Genomic DNA, 16,186 nt, shown 5'->3' on the forward strand with positions numbered 1-16,186 from the left:
GGTCCCGATCGCCCGTGGGAGCGGGGCGCCGCATTACAATGTCGGCCATGACGCAAACAGTGCTCCTCGCCATCGATACGTCGACCGAATACTGCTCGGTCGCGCTGCTGCGCTCGGCCCATGCCGATGACGCCGTTTCCTCCCCGCAAACCTGGGTCCGCCACGAACCGACGGGCGCCGTGTCGAGCACGCGCGTGCTGCCGGCGATCCAGGAACTCTTCGCCGAATCGGGGCTGACGCTCGCCGATTGCGACGCGATCGCGTTCGGCGCGGGCCCCGGCTCGTTCACGGGCCTGCGCACCGCGACCGGCATCACGCAAGGCCTCGCGTTCGGCGGCGGGCTGCCGGTCGTGCCGATCGGCACGCTGCTCGCGTGCGCCGAGCACGCGCGGCTGCGCGCACCCGGCACGACCCGCGTGCTGGCCGCGCTGGATGCGCGGATGGATGAGGCCTACTGGGCCGATTTCGAATGGGACGCCGCCGCCGGCGACTGGCGCACGCTGCATCCGGCTTCGCTCGATGCGCCGGGTGCCGTCGGTGTGCCCGACGCGCCGTTCACGCTCGCGGGCAACGCGGCCGCCGCGTTCGGCGCGCAGTTGCCGGCCGCGGCGCGTGCGGCCGTGATCGACGGCGACGCGATGCCGCATGCGCTGGCCGTCGCGCATGCCGCGCTGCGCGCCTTCCGCGCCGGGCGGGTGGTGCCGGCCGATCAGGCCGCGCCGGAATACGTACGTGACAAGGTCGCGCAGACGACCGCCGAGCGCGTCGCGGCACGGGCCGCGCAGACGGGCGGAGCGAAGGGATGACAGGGGTTTTGCTGAGCGACCGCTATCTCACGCCGATGACGGACGCCGATCTCGACGAGGTCGTCGCGATCGAGCACGTCGCGTACGAATTCCCGTGGAGCCGCGGCAACTTCGAGGATTCGTTGCGCAACGGCTACCTGGGCGTGTGCCTGCGGCACGTGACGGGGACGCTCGTCGGCTATTGCGTGCTGATGCCCGTGATCGACGAGATGCACCTGCTGAACCTGTGCGTCGCGCCGGCCGCGCAGCACGCGGGCGCGGGCCTTGCGCTGCTGCGCGAGGCCGTGCGCATTGCGCGCGCGGAGCGGCTCGACGGGGTGCTGCTCGAGGTGCGGCCGTCCAATCCGCGTGCGATTCATCTGTATGAACGGTTCGGCTTCGTGACGATCGGCCGCCGCAAGAACTACTATCCGGCGAAGCATCGCAGCCGGGAGGACGCGATCGTGATGCGTCTGACGCTGAACAAGGACGAGGGGAACGCGCATGGCATGGGCTGAAGCGGCGCTCGAGGAACTGGGCCTCGCGCAGATCTGGGTGCGACGCGGGCAGCGCGCGGATAACGGTGCGGCGGCCGAAGCGCCCGTTCTTGCGCAAGCCGGGGCGGACGACGGGGTGTCCGCCGCCGCGGCCGAGCGGCCGGGACGCACGGCGCGCCCGCCGGTACAAGACGATGCGTCGCCTGCAGCGGTAAGCGCAGACGATGCTGCACCGGCGCGCCGTGTTGCCGCGGGCGATCGCGCGCCCGCGCCGGTTGCCTCGGCCGACACGATCCCGCCGATGGACGACGTGCCGCCCGCCGGCGCCGACGATTTCGCGTGGTTCGACGCGGCGCCGCCGGGCAATCCCGCGCCGGTGGCCGAAGCGCCCCCCGCCGGCCCGCCGGTCGCCGCGCTCGACTGGGAGGCGCTGGCCGCGCGCGTGGCCGACTGCACGCTGTGCCGGCTGTGCGAGAAGCGGACCAACACGGTGTTCGGCGTCGGCGACCGCGAAGCCGACTGGATGCTGATCGGTGAAGCGCCGGGCGAAAACGAGGACAAGCAGGGCGAGCCGTTCGTGGGCCAGGCCGGCAAGCTGCTCGACAACATGCTGCAGTCGCTGTCCCTCAAGCGTGGCGACAACGTGTACATCGCGAACGTGATCAAGTGCCGCCCGCCCGGCAACCGCAACCCGGAGCCGGACGAGGTCGCCAGCTGCGAGCCTTATCTGCAGCGCCAGGTCGCGCTCGTGAAGCCGAAGCTGATCGTCGCGCTCGGCCGTTTCGCCGCGCAGACGCTGCTGAAGACGGACGCGAGCATCGCGTCGCTGCGCGGCCGCGTGCATGCCTACGAAGGCGTGCCGGTGATCGTCACCTATCACCCGGCGTACCTGTTGCGCAGCCTGCAGGACAAGTCGAAGGCGTGGGCCGACCTGTGCCTTGCGCGCGACACGTTCCAGCGTACGGAAGGCGCCGACGCGAGCGGGCCGGCCGGGCAATGACGACCGGCGCGGCGTACGCATTCGTCGATACGCTGCGCGATACCGCGGTTCGCGATCTCGGCTGGCTGCTGGCCAGCCCGAGCCTGCTGACCGCGGTGCCGGGCGCGCCGCTTGCGCGGCCGTGGCCGGATGCTGCCGGGCGAGCGGCCGTCGAAGCGTGGCTCGCCGCGCTCGATGCGCAGCCCGAGCCGCTGCATCGCGCGCTCGATGGGTTCCGGCCGACCCGGCTCGGCCGTTACGCGGAATGTCTGCTCGAATACTTCCTCACGCACGGCCCGTCGCTGCGGCTGGTCGCGGCCAATCTCCCGCTGCGCAGCAACGGCAGGACGCTCGGCGAAGTCGATTTCCTCGTCGACGCGCCGGACGGGCAGCGCCTGCATTGGGAACTCGCGGTGAAGTGCTATCTGTGCGCACCGGTGCACGATGGCGCGACGCTCGCCGATTTCGTCGGCCCCAATCTCGTCGACCGGTTCGACCGCAAGCGCGGCCGGTTGCTCGATCACCAGTTGCGGCTCGGCGAACACGACGGGTTCGCGTGGCTCGGCTATGGCGCGCCGTCCGACGCCCAGATGTTCATCAAGGGCTGGCTGTTCTATCCGCACGGCGCGCCGTTGCCGCCGGTTTCAGCGGAAATCGCGCCGGATCATCCGCGTGGATTCTGGCTGACGCACGCGCAGTGGCGGGCGTGGGCGGCCGCGCAGCGTGCCGGTCTCGCGTGGAGTGTATTGCCGCGGCTGGCGTGGCTCGCGCCGCGGCGGGTTGCCGCCGATGCCGGCTTCGAACCCGAACCGCTGGCGGCGGCCCTGGAACTGCCGCCCGTGCTGACGCGCGAGGCGCCCTCATTGATCGGCATCCATGAAAAGGGCAGCGACGGCACGTGGCGCGAAACGGCGCGCGGCTTCGTCGTGCCCGACGACTGGCCGGCGCGTGCGCGGGCGTTCGCCGCGCAGGATCACTGACGCCGCGTCAGCGGGCGCTTACCACCAGCGATGAAAGTGATGGACGGGGCCGACGCCGCGGCCGACGTCGAGGTGCCCGCTCGCGGCGATCGCGCCGGTCAGGTAGGCCTTGGCTTCACGCACCGCGCTTTCGAGGTCGGGCTGCTGCGGCAGCAGTGCGGCGATCGCCGACGACAGCGTGCAGCCGGTGCCGTGCGTGTTGCTGACCGGCACGCGCGCGCCGTCGAGCCGCACGGCGCGCGCCGCCTCGACGAGCCAGTCGGGGCTCGCGGACGCGTCGGGCAGGTGACCGCCTTTCATCAGCACCGCGCGCGCGCCCGTTTGCAGCAACGCGTGGCCTTGCCGGACCATGTCGTCCTCGGTGGTGGCGGGCGCATCGCCCAGCAGCGCGGCCGCTTCGGGCAGGTTCGGCGTGACGACCGTCGCGAGCGGCAGCAGCGCGTCGCGCAGCGCATCGACTGCATCGGGCGCGAGCAGCGCGTGCGAACTCTTCGAGATCATCACCGTGTCGAGCACGACGAAGCGCGGCGCGTAACGCCGCAGCGCGTCGGCGACCGCGTGGACGATCGCCGCGTTCGCGAGCATGCCGATCTTGACCGCATCGATGCGGATGTCGTCGAACACCGCGTCGAGCTGCGCGGTGACGAATGCGGCGTCCGGCGCGTGTACCCCCGTCACGCCGCGCGTGTTCTGCGCGGTCAGCGCGGTGATCACGCTCGCGCCGTACGCGCCGAGCGCGGAAAAGGTCTTCAGGTCGGCCTGGATGCCTGCGCCGCCGCCCGAATCGGAGCCGGCGATCGTCAGGAGGTTGGGTATCGGTTGCGTCATGAGGGCAGCGCGCCGGTTCGAAGACCGGCGCCGGCGGACGGAAACGGGAAGTGTAGCGTCAGTGCCGCGATTCGCCGATCAGCGCGACCGAGTCGAACTGACGCTGGTTCGCCTGGTGGCGGCGCATCACGAGCCACATCGTCAGGCAGACGAACGTGCCGAACAGCACGATCACGACGCCGACCGGCACGTCGAGCCACACGAGTACCGCGTACAGGCACAGCATCACGAGCACCGACAGGTTCTCGTTGAAGTTCTGCACCGCGATCGAGTGGCCGGCCGACAGCAGCACGTGGCCGCGATGCTGCAGCAGCGCGTTCATCGGCACGACGAAGTAGCCCGACAGCGCGCCGACGCCGATCAGGAAGAGATACGCGATGATCAGGTAGACGGGCATGCGCAGGTGGCCGACGTGCACGGCCCAGTGCGCCGGGAACAGGTCGCGCGTGTAGAACGCCATCAGCATCACCGCGATGCCCATGATGATGCCGACGGGCAGCACGGTCAGCGACTTCTTCAGCGGGATCCGGGCGGCGGCGGCGATCGCGCCGGCCGCGACGCCGACCGCGACCACGGCCTGCAGGATCGCGCCTTCCGACAGCGACATGCCGAGCGATACCTCGGCCCACTTCAGCACGATGAACTGCAGCGTCGCGCCCGCGCCCCAGAACAGCGTCGTGACGGCCAGCGAGATCTGCCCGAGCTTGTCGCGCCACAGCACCATGAAGCAGTCGGCGAAATCCGTGAGGAGCTTGACCGGGCCGCGTTCCTGCTTCGGGTAGCGGGCGCCCGTGTCGGGAATGCGCAGGTTGAACAGCGCGGCGACCACGTAGGTCGCCATGATGATCGCCATCGCCGCTTCGGCGGGCGTGCCGATCCAGGCGGGCGTGTGCGCGATCACGTGCGAGGCGATGTGCGGGCTGATCAGCGCGCCGCCGAGCACGGTGCCGAGGATGATCGAGCTGACGGTCGTGCCTTCGATCCAGCCGTTCGCGGCGACCAGCCGGTCGGCCGGCAGCAGCTCGGTGAGAATCCCGTATTTGGCGGGCGAGTAGGCGGCCGCGCCGAAGCCGACGATCCCGTACGCGATCAGCGGATGGGCGCCGAGCAGCATGATCAGGCAGCCGATCACCTTGATCGAATTCGTGATGAACATCACGCGGCCCTTCGGGCGCGAATCCGCGAACGCACCGACATACGCCGCCAGCACCACGTACGACAACACGAAGAACAGCTTCAGCAGCGGTGTCATCCAGTTGGGGGCGTGGAGGTCTTTCAGCAGGGCGATGGCGGCGATGAGGAGCGCATTGTCGGCCAGCGACGAGAAAAACTGCGCGGCCATGATGGTGTAAAAACCTTTTTTCATCTGATGCGATGCTTTCGTCGCTGCGGCAGGGCCGCGTAGGCCGCCTGGTATGCGATCGGCTTATTCCGTTCGAAATGGGTTGTGCGCACGGCTTTATAACATGAAAATACGCCAATTCGGACTAGCAAGATTCCCCGATCGTTCCGCAAATTGTCGGCTTCGGTGCTCAAAAGGCGCGGTAAGCTGATGATTCGCAAGCGTCTTTACGTAAATTTCCCATGCCGCGCCCGATCTCCGCCACCATCCACACCGCCGCTCTCGCGAACAATCTCTCCGTCGTCCGTCGATTTGCCGGCCCGTCCAAGGTCTGGGCGGTCGTCAAGGCCAACGCGTACGGGCACGGTCTGGCCCGCGTGTTTCCGGGCCTGCGCGGCACCGACGGCTTCGGGCTGCTCGACCTCGACGAAGCCGTGAAGCTGCGCGAGCTCGGCTGGGCCGGCCCGATCCTGCTGCTCGAAGGCTTCTTCCGGTCGACCGACATCGACGTGATCGACCGCTACAGCCTGACCACGACCGTCCACAACGACGAGCAGATGCGGATGCTGGAAACGGCGCGGCTGTCGAAGCCCGTCAACGTGCAGCTCAAGATGAACAGCGGGATGAACCGGCTCGGCTACGTGCCGGAAAAATATCGTGCGGCGTGGGAGCGTGCCCGGGCGTGTCCCGGCATCGGCCAGATCACGTTGATGACCCATTTTTCGGATGCGGACAACGAGCGCGGCGTCGCCGAGCAGCTCGCGACCTTCGAGCGCGGCGCGGAGAGCATCGCCGGCGCGCGCAGCCTCGCGAATTCGGCGGCCGTGCTGTGGCATCCGGATACGCACTTCGACTGGGTGCGGCCGGGGATCGTGTTGTACGGCGCGTCGCCGTCCGGGCTGTCGTCCGATATCGCCGACACCGGGCTGAAGCCCGCGATGACGCTCGCGTCCGAGCTGATCGCCGTGCAGACGATCGCGAAGGGCCAGGCGATCGGTTATGGCTCGACCTTCTCCGCGCAGGCGCAGATGCGGATCGGCGTCGTCGCGTGCGGTTACGCGGACGGCTATCCGCGCGTCGCGCCCGAAGGCACGCCGGTGATCGTCGACGGCATCCGCACGCGGATCGTCGGCCGCGTGTCGATGGACATGATTACGGTCGACCTGACCCCGTGCCCGCAGGCCGGCGTCGGCGCGCGTGTCGAGCTGTGGGGCAACGCGCTGCCGATCGACGACGTCGCGCGCCATTGCGGGACGATCGGTTACGAGCTGATGTGCGCGGTCGCCGGCCGCGTGCCCGTGCGAGCGGAATAAGGGCGTCGCGCGTGGCCAAACAGAAAACCGTTTATGTCTGCAGCGAGTGCGGCGGACAGACCCCGAAGTGGCAGGGCCAGTGCCCGTCGTGCCAGGCCTGGAACACGCTCGTCGAATCGGTCGCCGAATCGCCGGCTGCCCATCGTTTCCAGTCGCTCGCGAAGCGGGCGCCCGTGCAGCGTCTCGTCGATATCGAAGCGGCCGACGTGCCGCGCTTCTCGACCGGCATCGGCGAATTCGACCGTGTACTTGGCGGCGGGCTGGTCCCGGGCGGTGTCGTCCTGATCGGCGGCGATCCCGGCATCGGCAAGTCGACGCTGCTGCTGCAGTCGCTCGCGGATATCGCGAGCGAGCGGCGCGCGCTTTATATCAGCGGCGAGGAGTCGGCCGCGCAAATCGCGCTGCGCGCGCAACGGCTTGCGCTGCTCGACGGCGGCGCGCCGGCCGACGAGCTGAAGCTGCTCGCCGAGATCCAGCTCGAGAAGATCCAGGCCGCGATCGATACGGAACGGCCGGACGTGGCCGTGATCGACTCGATCCAGACCGTCTATTCGGAAGCGCTCACGTCGGCGCCGGGCTCGGTCGCGCAGGTGCGCGAGTGCGCGGCGCAGCTCACGCGCATCGCGAAACAGTCGGGCACCGCGATCATCATGGTCGGTCACGTGACGAAGGAAGGCAACCTGGCCGGCCCGCGCGTGCTCGAACACATCGTCGACACCGTGCTGTACTTCGAAGGCGACACGCACTCGTCGTTCCGGCTCGTGCGCGCGTTCAAGAACCGCTTCGGCGCGGTCAACGAACTCGGCGTGTTCGCGATGACCGAGCGCGGGCTGCGCGGCGTCGCGAATCCGTCCGCGCTGTTCCTGTCGCAGCACGAGCAGGTCGTGCCCGGCTCGTGCGTGCTCGTCACGCAGGAAGGCACGCGGCCGCTGCTCGTCGAAGTCCAGGCGCTCGTCGATACCGCGCACGTGCCGAACCCGCGACGGCTCGCGGTCGGCCTCGAGCAGAACCGGCTCGCGATGCTGCTCGCGGTGCTGCACCGGCATGCGGGCATCGCGTGCTTCGACCAGGACGTGTTCCTCAATGCGGTGGGCGGCGTGAAGATCACCGAGCCGGCGGCCGACCTCGCGGTGCTGCTCGCGATCCATTCGTCGATGCGCAACAAGGCGCTGCCGAAGGGGCTGATCGTGTTCGGCGAAGTGGGGCTGGCGGGCGAGATCCGTCCGTCGCCGCGCGGGCAGGAGCGGCTGCGCGAGGCCGCGAAGCTCGGTTTCACGTCCGCGCTGATCCCGAAGGCGAATGCGCCGAAGCAGCCGATCGACGGGCTGAACGTGATGGCCGTCGATCGCCTCGAGCAGGCGATCGACCGCGTGCGCGATCTCGAGTGACCGGCCGGGCAGGCATGCGGGCCTGGCATGCCCGGCGATCTGGCGCGTAATTCGTTGTAAAGAATATGTAGGCTCCTGTAACCCGCCGGACATCGCTTTTCCCTATCCTTTGCCGGGTTGTCGAACCGCGCAATGCGAAGGGAACCTATGTTGAAATCGTATGGTGAAGCGCCGGGCGGACGCCTTTACAACCTGCGCGGCTGCCGCGTGTCGGAGCCGATTCGCCAGCCGTGGGGCGGCGGATGCCGGATCGTCGAATGGATCGACGACGAAGGGCGCCTCGCGCGCAAGGTCGTGTCCGAGGACGTGACGGAAGCGGAAGTCGCTGCCGCGATCCGGCGGCCGACCGAAGGGCGCCGATACCTGATGAGTGACGACGAGCAGATGCCGCGCGATACGTTGCCGCGGCGCTGAGCCGGCGGCGCGGCGAACCGCCGGGCTGCGGCAATCCAGTCTGCAAGGCCGGGCCGGTGCGTCCGGCCTTGTCGTATCCGGGGTCGGAGCGTGCCCGGCGACGTGTCGAATCGCCCCCGGGGCAGCCGGCGCACCGCGCGCGTGTATCAGCCGATCTGCTCGAGTTCTTCCTGTGCGGCGAGCCAGTCGGCCTCGACCGTTTCGAGACGCGTGTTGACGTCGCCGAGCTTGCGGATCGCGTCGGTCAGCGCCGTCTTGCGCTCGGCCTCGTAGCTGGCCGGATCGGCGACGAACGCGTCGAGCCGCGCCTTCTCCGCGTGCAGCGTCTCCATTTCCTTTTCGAGCTTCGTGATGCGCGTCTGCAGCGGCTTTTTCAGCACCGACAGGCGTTGCCGTTCCTCGGCGGCCTGCCGCTTCTGGTCCTTGCGGGTGGCCGCGGCACCGGCGCCCGGCGAAGCCGCGCTATCGGCCTTCGCGGCCGCGCGTTGCTCGGCCGCGTGCTGCAGCAGCCAGTCGCGGTAGTCGTCGAGGTCGCCGTCGAACGGTTGCAGCCGGTGCTTCGCGACCAGCATGAACTGGTCGGTCGTCGCGCGCAGCAGGTGGCGGTCGTGCGACACGAGGATCAGCGTGCCTTCGAACTGCGCGAGCGCCATCGTCAGCGCGTGGCGCGTTTCGAGGTCGAGGTGGTTCGTCGGTTCGTCGAGCAGCAACAGGTTCGGCTTCTGCCAGATGATCAGCGCCAGCGCGAGGCGCGCCTTTTCGCCGCCGGAGAACGGGCCGACCGGGCTCGTCGCCATGTCGCCCGAGAAATTGAAGCCGCCGAGGAAGTCCCGCAGTTCCTGCTCGCGCGTGTCGGGCGCGAGCCGCGCCAGATGGGCGAGCGGCGAATCGTCCTCGCGCAGCGTTTCGAGCTGGTGCTGCGCGAAATAGCCGATCGTCAGGCCCTTGCCGTCGCGGACGTGCCCCGACAGCGGCGCGAGCGTGCCGGCCAGCGTCTTGATCAGCGTCGACTTGCCCTGGCCGTTCGCGCCGAGCAGGCCGATGCGCTGCCCGTTCTGGATCGACAGCGCGACGCGCTCGACGATCGGGATGTCCGCGCCGTCGTCGGCATGGTAGCCGCAGCGGACGTCTTCCATCACCATCATCGGGTTCGGCGCGGCGTCGGGCGTGCGGAATTCGAACGTGAACGGCGACGCGATGTGCGCGGGCGCGATCAGCTCCATCTTCTCGAGCGCCTTCATCCGGCTCTGCGCCTGCTTGGCCTTGGTCGCCTTGGCCTTGAAGCGGTCGACGAAGCTCTGCAGGTGTTCGATCGTCTTCTGCTGCTTTTCGTATGCGCTTTGCTGCAGCGCCAGTTGTTGCGCGCGCAGCACTTCGAACTGCGAGTAGTTGCCGCCGTAGCGCTTCACCTGGCGGTTTTCCAGATGCAGCGTGACGTTGCAGATCGAATCGAGGAACTCGCGGTCGTGCGAAATCACGACGAGCGTGCCGGGGTAGCGGTGCAGCCAGTCTTCGAGCCAGACGATCGCGTCGAGGTCGAGGTGGTTCGTCGGTTCGTCGAGCAGCAGGAGATCGGAACGGCACATCAGCGCCTGCGCGAGGTTCAGGCGCATGCGCCAGCCGCCGGAGAAGCTCGCGACGGATTCGCGCGTCTGCGCGAGCGTGAAGCCGAGGCCGAGCAGCAGCGCTTCGGCGCGGGCCGGCGCGGTGTAGCCGTCGGCGTCGGCGAACGCCGCGTGCGCGTCGGCTTCCGCCGCCCCGTCATGCGCGGCGGAGGCAGCGGCGATGCGCGCTTCGATCTCGCGCAATGCGGCGTCGCCGTCGAGCGTGTAGTCGAGCGCCGAGCGGTCGACGGCGGGCGTTTCCTGCGACACATGGGCGATTCGCCACGACGGCGGCATCGAGAAATCGCCGCCGTCCGAGTGCAGCTCGCCGCGCAGGACCGCGAACAGCGTCGACTTGCCGGCGCCGTTCGCGCCGATCAGGCCGGCTTTCTCGCCGGGATTGAGCACGAACGAGGTCGACTCGAACAGCGGCTTGGTGCCGCGCGCAAGACTGAACTGATTGAAACGGATCACGGCGGAAATGACTGGCCAAAACCGCTATTCTAGACTGCGCGCCGCGCTCGCCGGGCATCGGCCGCTCGGCGAATGCCGCAACCGCGCAATTTCGCCTAGACTCCACGTCGATCCGGTTTCGTAAAAGGAGTGCCCGATGTCCACCCTGTATTCGTTCAGCGCAGAGACGCTCGCCGGCGCGCCGGCCCCGCTCGACGCGTATCGCGGCAAGGTGCTGCTGATCGTCAACACCGCGAGCGAGTGCGGTTTCACGCCGCAGTACGCGGGCCTGCAGAAGCTGTACGACCAGTACGCGGCGCGCGGCTTTTTCGTGCTCGGTTTCCCGTGCAACCAGTTCGGCAAGCAGGAGCCGGGCGACGCCGCGCAGATCGGCGCGTTCTGCGAGCGCAACTACGGCGTCACGTTCCCGATGTTCGCGAAGATCGACGTGAAGGGCGATCACGCGCATCCGCTGTACCGCTACCTGACCGACGAGGCGCCGGGCATTCTCGGCCTCAAGGCGATCAAGTGGAATTTCACGAAGTTCCTGGTCGATCGCGACGGGCGCATCGTCAAGCGCTACGCGCCGTCGACGAAGCCCGAGGAAATCGCCGCCGACATCGACAAGCTGCTGTGAGGGCGGCGGCCGGGCGGCTCCGATGTTGTCCGGGCCGCTACAGGATCGGCGCGAACAGCCGCGCGACGTGCATCGCGATGCGCCGCCACGCGGGCGACTGGCGGTATTCGTTGGCGTCGACCTCGTACGCCTGCGCGAAGTCGGCCTCGAGCATCGTCTCGACCTCGCCGGCGAACGCGCGGTCGACGGTCAGCACCATGATCTCGAAATTGAGCCGGAACGAGCGGTTGTCGAGATTGGCGCTGCCGATCGCCGCGGCGATGCGGTCGATCAGCACGACCTTCTGGTGCAGGAAGCCGGGCCGGTAGCGGAATACCTTCACGCCCGCATCGACGAGGTCGCGCGCGTACAGCTTCGACGCCTCGAACACCACGTAGTGATCGCGCCGGCTCGGGATCAGGATGCGCACGTCGACGCCGCGCATCACCGCGAGCTTCAGCGCGGAGATCACCGCCTCGTCGGGGACGAGATACGGTGTGGTGATCCAGACCCGCTCGCGTGCGGCATTGATCGCCTCGACGAAGAACAGCGAGCCGGTTTCCTGCTTGTCGGCCGGCCCCATCGGCACCGCGAGGCAATGCATGCCGTCGCCGGGCTCGGCCGGCGGCGGCAGCGCGATCGGCGGCAGCTTCTGCGTCGCCCAGTGCCAGTCTTCGGCGAACACGTACTGGATGCTCGCGACCACCGGGCCGCGGATCTCGATGTGCGTGTCGCGCCACGGCGACAGGCGCGGTTTCGCGCCGAGATACTCGACGCCGACGTTGTGGCCGCCGACGAACGCGCGATTGCCGTCGACCACGACGATCTTGCGATGGTTGCGGAAGTTCAGCTGGAAGCGGTTGACGAACTTCCGGTTGGTCGCGAACGGATGGACCTCGACACCGCCGCGGCGCAAGGTGTCGACGTAGCTGTGCGGCAGGTCGAAGCTGCCGATGCTGTCGTACAGCAGGCAGCAGCGCACGCCGGCGGCCGCGCGCGCGAGCAGCGAGTCGCGCAGCGTCTGGCCGAGCGCATCGTCGCGCACGATGAAGAACTGGACGACCACGTAGTCGCGCGCGGCGTCGATCGCCGACAGGATTGCCGAGAACGTCGCGTCGCCGTTCACGAGCGTGCGCACCGAGTTGCCGCCGAGGAACGGCATGCCGCCGAGCCGCGTCAGCGCGAGCACGGCGGACTGGCCGAGCGCGTCGGCGGCCGGACCGTCGGTCGCGTCGGTGCTGAGCCACGGCGAGCGCGGTGTGTGCATGCGCAACATTTCCAGCTCGTGGCGTCGCGCGTCGACGTAGCCGGAGAACTTGCTGCGGCCGAGGAACAGGTACGGAACGAGCGTCAGGTACGGCATGGCCGCAAGCGAGACGGCCCACGCGATCGCGCCTTGCGATGTGCGCGTGTTCATGATCGCGTGGCACGCCGCGACGATCCCGAGCACATGGACGGTCAGGATCAGGGTGCCGAGATGTAGCCAGTCGAGGGTCATGGGCGCGTGACGGACTCCTGAAGTCGGGCGGCCGGGCGGCCGCCTACGCGCATCTTACCCAACCGTGCGGCGCAATGGTGCGCCGCACGGCGGGCGGGCCGGAAAGGCTCAGGCCTTGCGCGGCAGGTCCGACGCCTGGATCAGGAAGACGGCGTCGTCGCCCGCGCTGGTGGGCAGCCACGTGAGTTCGAGGCCGCCGAACGCGGCTTCGACGTGCTCGCGCTCGTTGCCGATCTCGACGACGAGCACGCCGTCGTCGTGCAGCCAGCGGTGCGCTTCGGCGACGATGCGCCGCACGATGTCCATGCCGTCGTCGCCGCCCGCGAGCGCCATCTCCGGTTCGTGCCGGTATTCGGGCGGCAGCGCGGCCATCGACGCCGCATTCACGTACGGCGGGTTCGTCAGGATCACGTCGTAGCGCGAGCCCGGGTCGGTGCGGAAGGCGGGCAGCGGTGCGTAGAGGTCGCCGCGGTACAACCCGATGCGGTCCTCGAGGCCGTAGTCGCGCACGTTGATCTCGGCGACTTCGAGCGCCTTGTCCGACAGGTCGACCGCGTCGATCTCGGCATTCGGGAACGCGCTCGCGGCGAGGATCGCGAGGCAGCCCGAGCCCGTGCACAGTTCGAGCACCGCGCCGACCTGCTCGGGGTCGGCGACATACGGCTGCAGGCCGTCGTCGAGCAGCTCGCCGATGAACGAGCGCGGCACGATCACGCGTTCGTCGACGTAGAAGCGGTGGCCGTGCATCCACGCTTCATGCGTGAGGTACGCGGCCGGCACGCGGTCGGCCGCGCGCCGCTCGATCACCGCGAGCACGGCCGCGATCTCGTCGGGCAGCAGGCGCGCGTCGAGGAACGGTTCGAGTGTGTCGAGCGGCAGGTCGAGCGTGCGCAGCACGAGGTAGGCCGCTTCGTCGTACGCATTGTCCGAGCCGTGGCCGAACGCGAGCTTCGCCTTCGAGAAACGCGTGACCGCGTAGCGCAGCAGGTCGCGAACGGTGGCAAAAGGTGTCGTCATGCGAGGCTCCATCAGGCGATCAGTTGTTCGAGCACGCGGCGGTACACGTTCTTCAGCGGATCGACGAAGCGCACCTCGATGTGCTCGTCGATCTTGTGGATGCTGCCGTTCGGCGGGCCGAATTCGATCACTTGCGGGCAGATGCGTGCGATGAAGCGGCCGTCCGACGTGCCGCCCGTCGTCGACAGCTCGGTCGTGATGCCGGTCTCGGTGCGGATCGCGTTCTCCAGCGCGCCCGACAGTTCGCCGCGCGGCGTGAGGAACGGCAGGCCGCTGACCGACCACTTCAGCGTGTATTCGAGGCCGTGCTTGTCGAGAATCGCGTGCACGCGTGCCTGCAGGCCCTCGACCGTGCTGGCGGTCGAGAAGCGGAAGTTGAACATCAGGTCGGCGTGGCCGGGGATCACGTTGGTCGCGCCGGTGCCGGCGTGCAGGTTCGACACCTGCCAGGTGGTCGGCGGGAAATATTCGTTGCCTTTGTCCCACTGCTCGGTGGCGAGCTCGGCGAGCGCCGGCGCGAGCAGGTGGATCGGGTTCTTCGCGAGATGCGGGTACGCGATGTGGCCCTGCACGCCCTTGACGACCAGTTCGCCCGACATCGACCCGCGGCGGCCGTTCTTGACGACATCGCCGAGCTCGGTCGTCGACGTCGGCTCGCCGACGATGCAGTAGTCGAGGCGTTCGCCGCGCTCCTGCAGCAATTCGACGACCTTCACGGTGCCGTCGGTGGCCGGGCCTTCCTCGTCGCTCGTGATCAGGAACGCGATCGCGCCGCGGTGGCCGGGGTGGGCCGCGACGAATTCCTCGGACGCGACGACGAACGCCGCGAGCGACGTCTTCATGTCGGCCGCGCCGCGGCCGTACAGCTTGCCGTCGCGATGGGCGGGAATGAACGGCGGCGAGGTCCATTGCTCGAGCGGGCCGGTCGGCACGACGTCGGTGTGGCCCGCGAACGCGAGCAGCTTGCCGGCGCGGCCGTCGGCGCCGCGCTTGACGGCCCACAGGTTGGTCACGCCGTGCGACGCGATGGTCTCGCATTCGAAGCCGAGCGCGGCGAGGCGCTCGGTCATGATCTGCTGGCAGTGCTGGTCGTCGGGCGTCACGGACGCGCGGGCGATCAGCTGTTCGGTAAGGGCTAGGGTGGCGGACATGGTTCGGACCACTTTCGATAAAAAATGCCGGCGCGGTGGCCGGCAGCGACGGGACGTCGGGCTGCGCCGACGGGCGCAGCGCGGGCCGCCCTAGGCGGCGAACAGCGCCGCGTATTGATCGGCCACGAAGCCGAGCGACTTCACGCGGCCGTTGACGACGAGCACGGGGCGCTTGATCACCGATGGCTTGTGGATCATCAGCGCGACCGCGCCGGTCTTCGTTTCGGCGGCCGCCTTCATGGCGTCGTCCAGGCCGCGCCACGTGGTGCCGCGCTTGTTCACGAGCGCGTCGAGCGACACGTCCTTCAGCCAGTCCTCGATCAGCGGCGCGCTGACGCCGAGCTTCTTGAAGTCGTGAAACTCGAACTCGACGCCGTGATCGTCGAGCCACACGCGGGCCTTCTTCACGGTGTCGCAGTTCGGAATGCCGTAGACGACCACGGTGTGCGGCTTGGCCATCAGTCGCCTCGCAGCAGCTCGTTCAGGCCGACCTTCGCGCGCGTCTTCGCGTCGACCTTCTTGACGATCACCGCGCAGTACAGGCTGTGCGAACCGTCCTTCGACGGCAGGTTGCCGGCGACGACGACCGAGCCGGCCGGGATGCGGCCGTAGCTGACCTCGCCCGTCTCGCGATCGTAGATCTTCGTGCTCTGGCCGAGGTACACGCCCATCGAGATCACCGAGTTTTCCTCGACGATCACGCCTTCGACGACTTCCGAGCGTGCGCCGATGAAGCAGTTGTCTTCGATGATGACCGGGTTCGCCTGCAGCGGCTCGAGCACGCCGCCGATGCCGACGCCGCCCGACAGGTGCACGTTCTTGCCGATCTGCGCGCACGAACCGACCGTTGCCCACGTATCGACCATCGTGCCTTCGTCGACGTACGCGCCGATGTTGGTGTACGACGGCATCAGCACGACGTTCTTCGCGATGAACGAGCCGCGGCGTGCGATCGCCGGCGGCACGACGCGGAAGCCGCCCGCGGCGAAATCTTCGGCCGTGTAGTTCGCGAACTTCGACGGCACCTTGTCGTAGAACTGCGAGTAGCCGCCGGCCGGCATCGGCGCGTTGTCTTCCAGGCGGAACGACAGCAGCACGGCCTTCTTCAGCCACTGGTGCACGGTCCAGTTGCCGTCGATCTTCTCGGCGACGCGCAGGGCGCCGCGGTCGAGTTGCTCGATCGCGTGAGCGACGGCTTCGCGGACGTCGGCGGGCGCGGCCTTGGGCGACAGCTCGGCGCGGTTTTCCCAGGCGGTATCGATGATTTGCTGAAGTTGTTGCGACATGTTCGTTTTCGCAGGAGATGGATGGAATTGATCGG

16 protein-coding genes are annotated in these 16,186 nt (G+C 68.6%); 8 read left to right on the forward strand and 8 right to left on the reverse strand.

The genetic code is table 11. From position 1 onward, the window contains the following. Positions 1-38 precede the first annotated feature (38 nt). From tsaB to HWX00_RS00885, 4 genes are read left to right on the forward strand one after another with little or no spacing between them, the layout of a single operon-like run. On the forward strand, positions 39-806 hold the full coding sequence (gene tsaB / locus HWX00_RS00870) for a tRNA (adenosine(37)-N6)-threonylcarbamoyltransferase complex dimerization subunit type 1 TsaB (RefSeq protein WP_124669743.1): 768 nt from the start codon (positions 39-41) through the stop codon (positions 804-806). Continuing rightward, positions 803-1,303: a ribosomal protein S18-alanine N-acetyltransferase gene (rimI, locus tag HWX00_RS00875; RefSeq protein ID WP_034188869.1), complete on the forward strand. Its 501-nt coding sequence runs from the start codon at positions 803-805 to the stop codon at positions 1,301-1,303. The genes tsaB and rimI overlap by 4 nt, the downstream gene beginning before the upstream one ends. Continuing rightward, a complete protein-coding gene (locus tag HWX00_RS00880; protein ID WP_175868083.1) occupies positions 1,290-2,282 on the forward strand; it encodes a uracil-DNA glycosylase in 993 nt (330 codons plus the stop codon). Before rimI ends, HWX00_RS00880 begins: the two co-directional genes overlap by 14 nt. Next, on the forward strand, positions 2,279-3,241 hold the full coding sequence (locus HWX00_RS00885; protein ID WP_175027155.1) for a DUF1853 family protein: 963 nt from the start codon (positions 2,279-2,281) through the stop codon (positions 3,239-3,241). Before HWX00_RS00880 ends, HWX00_RS00885 begins: the two co-directional genes overlap by 4 nt. An 18-nt stretch (positions 3,242-3,259) precedes the next feature. Here the strand turns inward: HWX00_RS00885 and thiD are convergent, their stop codons facing one another. Together thiD and lplT are read right to left on the reverse strand one after the other, a co-directional pair. After that, on the reverse strand, positions 3,260-4,069 hold the full coding sequence (thiD, locus tag HWX00_RS00890) for a bifunctional hydroxymethylpyrimidine kinase/phosphomethylpyrimidine kinase (RefSeq protein WP_175027156.1): 810 nt from the start codon (positions 4,067-4,069) through the stop codon (positions 3,260-3,262). A 58-nt stretch (positions 4,070-4,127) separates the two neighbouring features. Then, positions 4,128-5,435 (reverse strand): lysophospholipid transporter LplT, encoded by a 1,308-nt coding sequence (gene lplT / locus HWX00_RS00895; RefSeq protein ID WP_175027157.1) that lies wholly within the window; start codon positions 5,433-5,435, stop codon positions 4,128-4,130. 218 nt (positions 5,436-5,653) lie between these two features. Here lplT and alr point away from each other — a divergent pair, with 218 nt between their 5' ends. The 3 genes from alr (at position 5,654) to HWX00_RS00910 (ending at position 8,526) form a co-directional block, all read left to right on the forward strand. After that, positions 5,654-6,724 (forward strand): alanine racemase, encoded by a 1,071-nt coding sequence (gene alr / locus HWX00_RS00900; protein ID WP_034188864.1) that lies wholly within the window; start codon positions 5,654-5,656, stop codon positions 6,722-6,724. Positions 6,725-6,735: 11 nt separating this feature from the next. Next, on the forward strand, positions 6,736-8,112 hold the full coding sequence (gene radA, locus HWX00_RS00905) for a DNA repair protein RadA (protein ID WP_049028281.1): 1,377 nt from the start codon (positions 6,736-6,738) through the stop codon (positions 8,110-8,112). A gap of 147 nt (positions 8,113-8,259) precedes the next feature. Next, a complete protein-coding gene (locus tag HWX00_RS00910; RefSeq protein WP_034188862.1) occupies positions 8,260-8,526 on the forward strand; it encodes a DUF2866 domain-containing protein in 267 nt (88 codons plus the stop codon). A gap of 146 nt (positions 8,527-8,672) precedes the next feature. Here the strand turns inward: HWX00_RS00910 and HWX00_RS00915 are convergent, their stop codons facing one another. Beyond that, positions 8,673-10,604 (reverse strand): ATP-binding cassette domain-containing protein, encoded by a 1,932-nt coding sequence (locus HWX00_RS00915; RefSeq protein ID WP_034188861.1) that lies wholly within the window; start codon positions 10,602-10,604, stop codon positions 8,673-8,675. A 136-nt stretch (positions 10,605-10,740) separates the two neighbouring features. Here HWX00_RS00915 and HWX00_RS00920 point away from each other — a divergent pair, with 136 nt between their 5' ends. After that, complete coding sequence (locus HWX00_RS00920; protein WP_034188860.1) at positions 10,741-11,220, forward strand: glutathione peroxidase; 480 nt, start codon at positions 10,741-10,743, stop codon at positions 11,218-11,220. A 37-nt stretch (positions 11,221-11,257) separates the two neighbouring features. On the opposite strand, the gene cls is transcribed toward HWX00_RS00920, so the two are convergent. The 5 genes from cls to dapD form a co-directional block, all read right to left on the reverse strand. Further along, positions 11,258-12,697, reverse strand: coding sequence for a cardiolipin synthase (gene cls, locus HWX00_RS00925; protein ID WP_034188859.1), 1,440 nt, complete (start codon positions 12,695-12,697; stop codon positions 11,258-11,260). Between the two features lie 108 nt (positions 12,698-12,805). Further along, positions 12,806-13,714 (reverse strand): 50S ribosomal protein L3 N(5)-glutamine methyltransferase, encoded by a 909-nt coding sequence (prmB, locus tag HWX00_RS00930; RefSeq protein ID WP_034188858.1) that lies wholly within the window; start codon positions 13,712-13,714, stop codon positions 12,806-12,808. An 11-nt stretch (positions 13,715-13,725) separates the two neighbouring features. After that, positions 13,726-14,865 carry a succinyl-diaminopimelate desuccinylase gene (dapE, locus tag HWX00_RS00935; RefSeq protein ID WP_175027158.1) on the reverse strand — a complete coding sequence of 380 codons (1,140 nt, stop codon included), beginning with the start codon at positions 14,863-14,865 and terminating at the stop codon, positions 13,726-13,728. A gap of 90 nt (positions 14,866-14,955) precedes the next feature. Then, entirely contained in the window at positions 14,956-15,324 is a 369-nt protein-coding gene (locus tag HWX00_RS00940; RefSeq protein ID WP_006478478.1) for an ArsC family reductase, read from the reverse strand. After that, a complete protein-coding gene (gene dapD / locus HWX00_RS00945; RefSeq protein ID WP_006759623.1) occupies positions 15,324-16,151 on the reverse strand; it encodes a 2,3,4,5-tetrahydropyridine-2,6-dicarboxylate N-succinyltransferase in 828 nt (275 codons plus the stop codon). Before dapD ends, HWX00_RS00940 begins: the two co-directional genes overlap by 1 nt. Between the last annotated feature and the right edge of the window lie 35 nt (positions 16,152-16,186).

It is taken from the genome of Burkholderia seminalis DSM 23518 (assembly GCF_902832885.1).
GTDB lineage: Bacteria > Pseudomonadota > Gammaproteobacteria > Burkholderiales > Burkholderiaceae > Burkholderia > Burkholderia seminalis.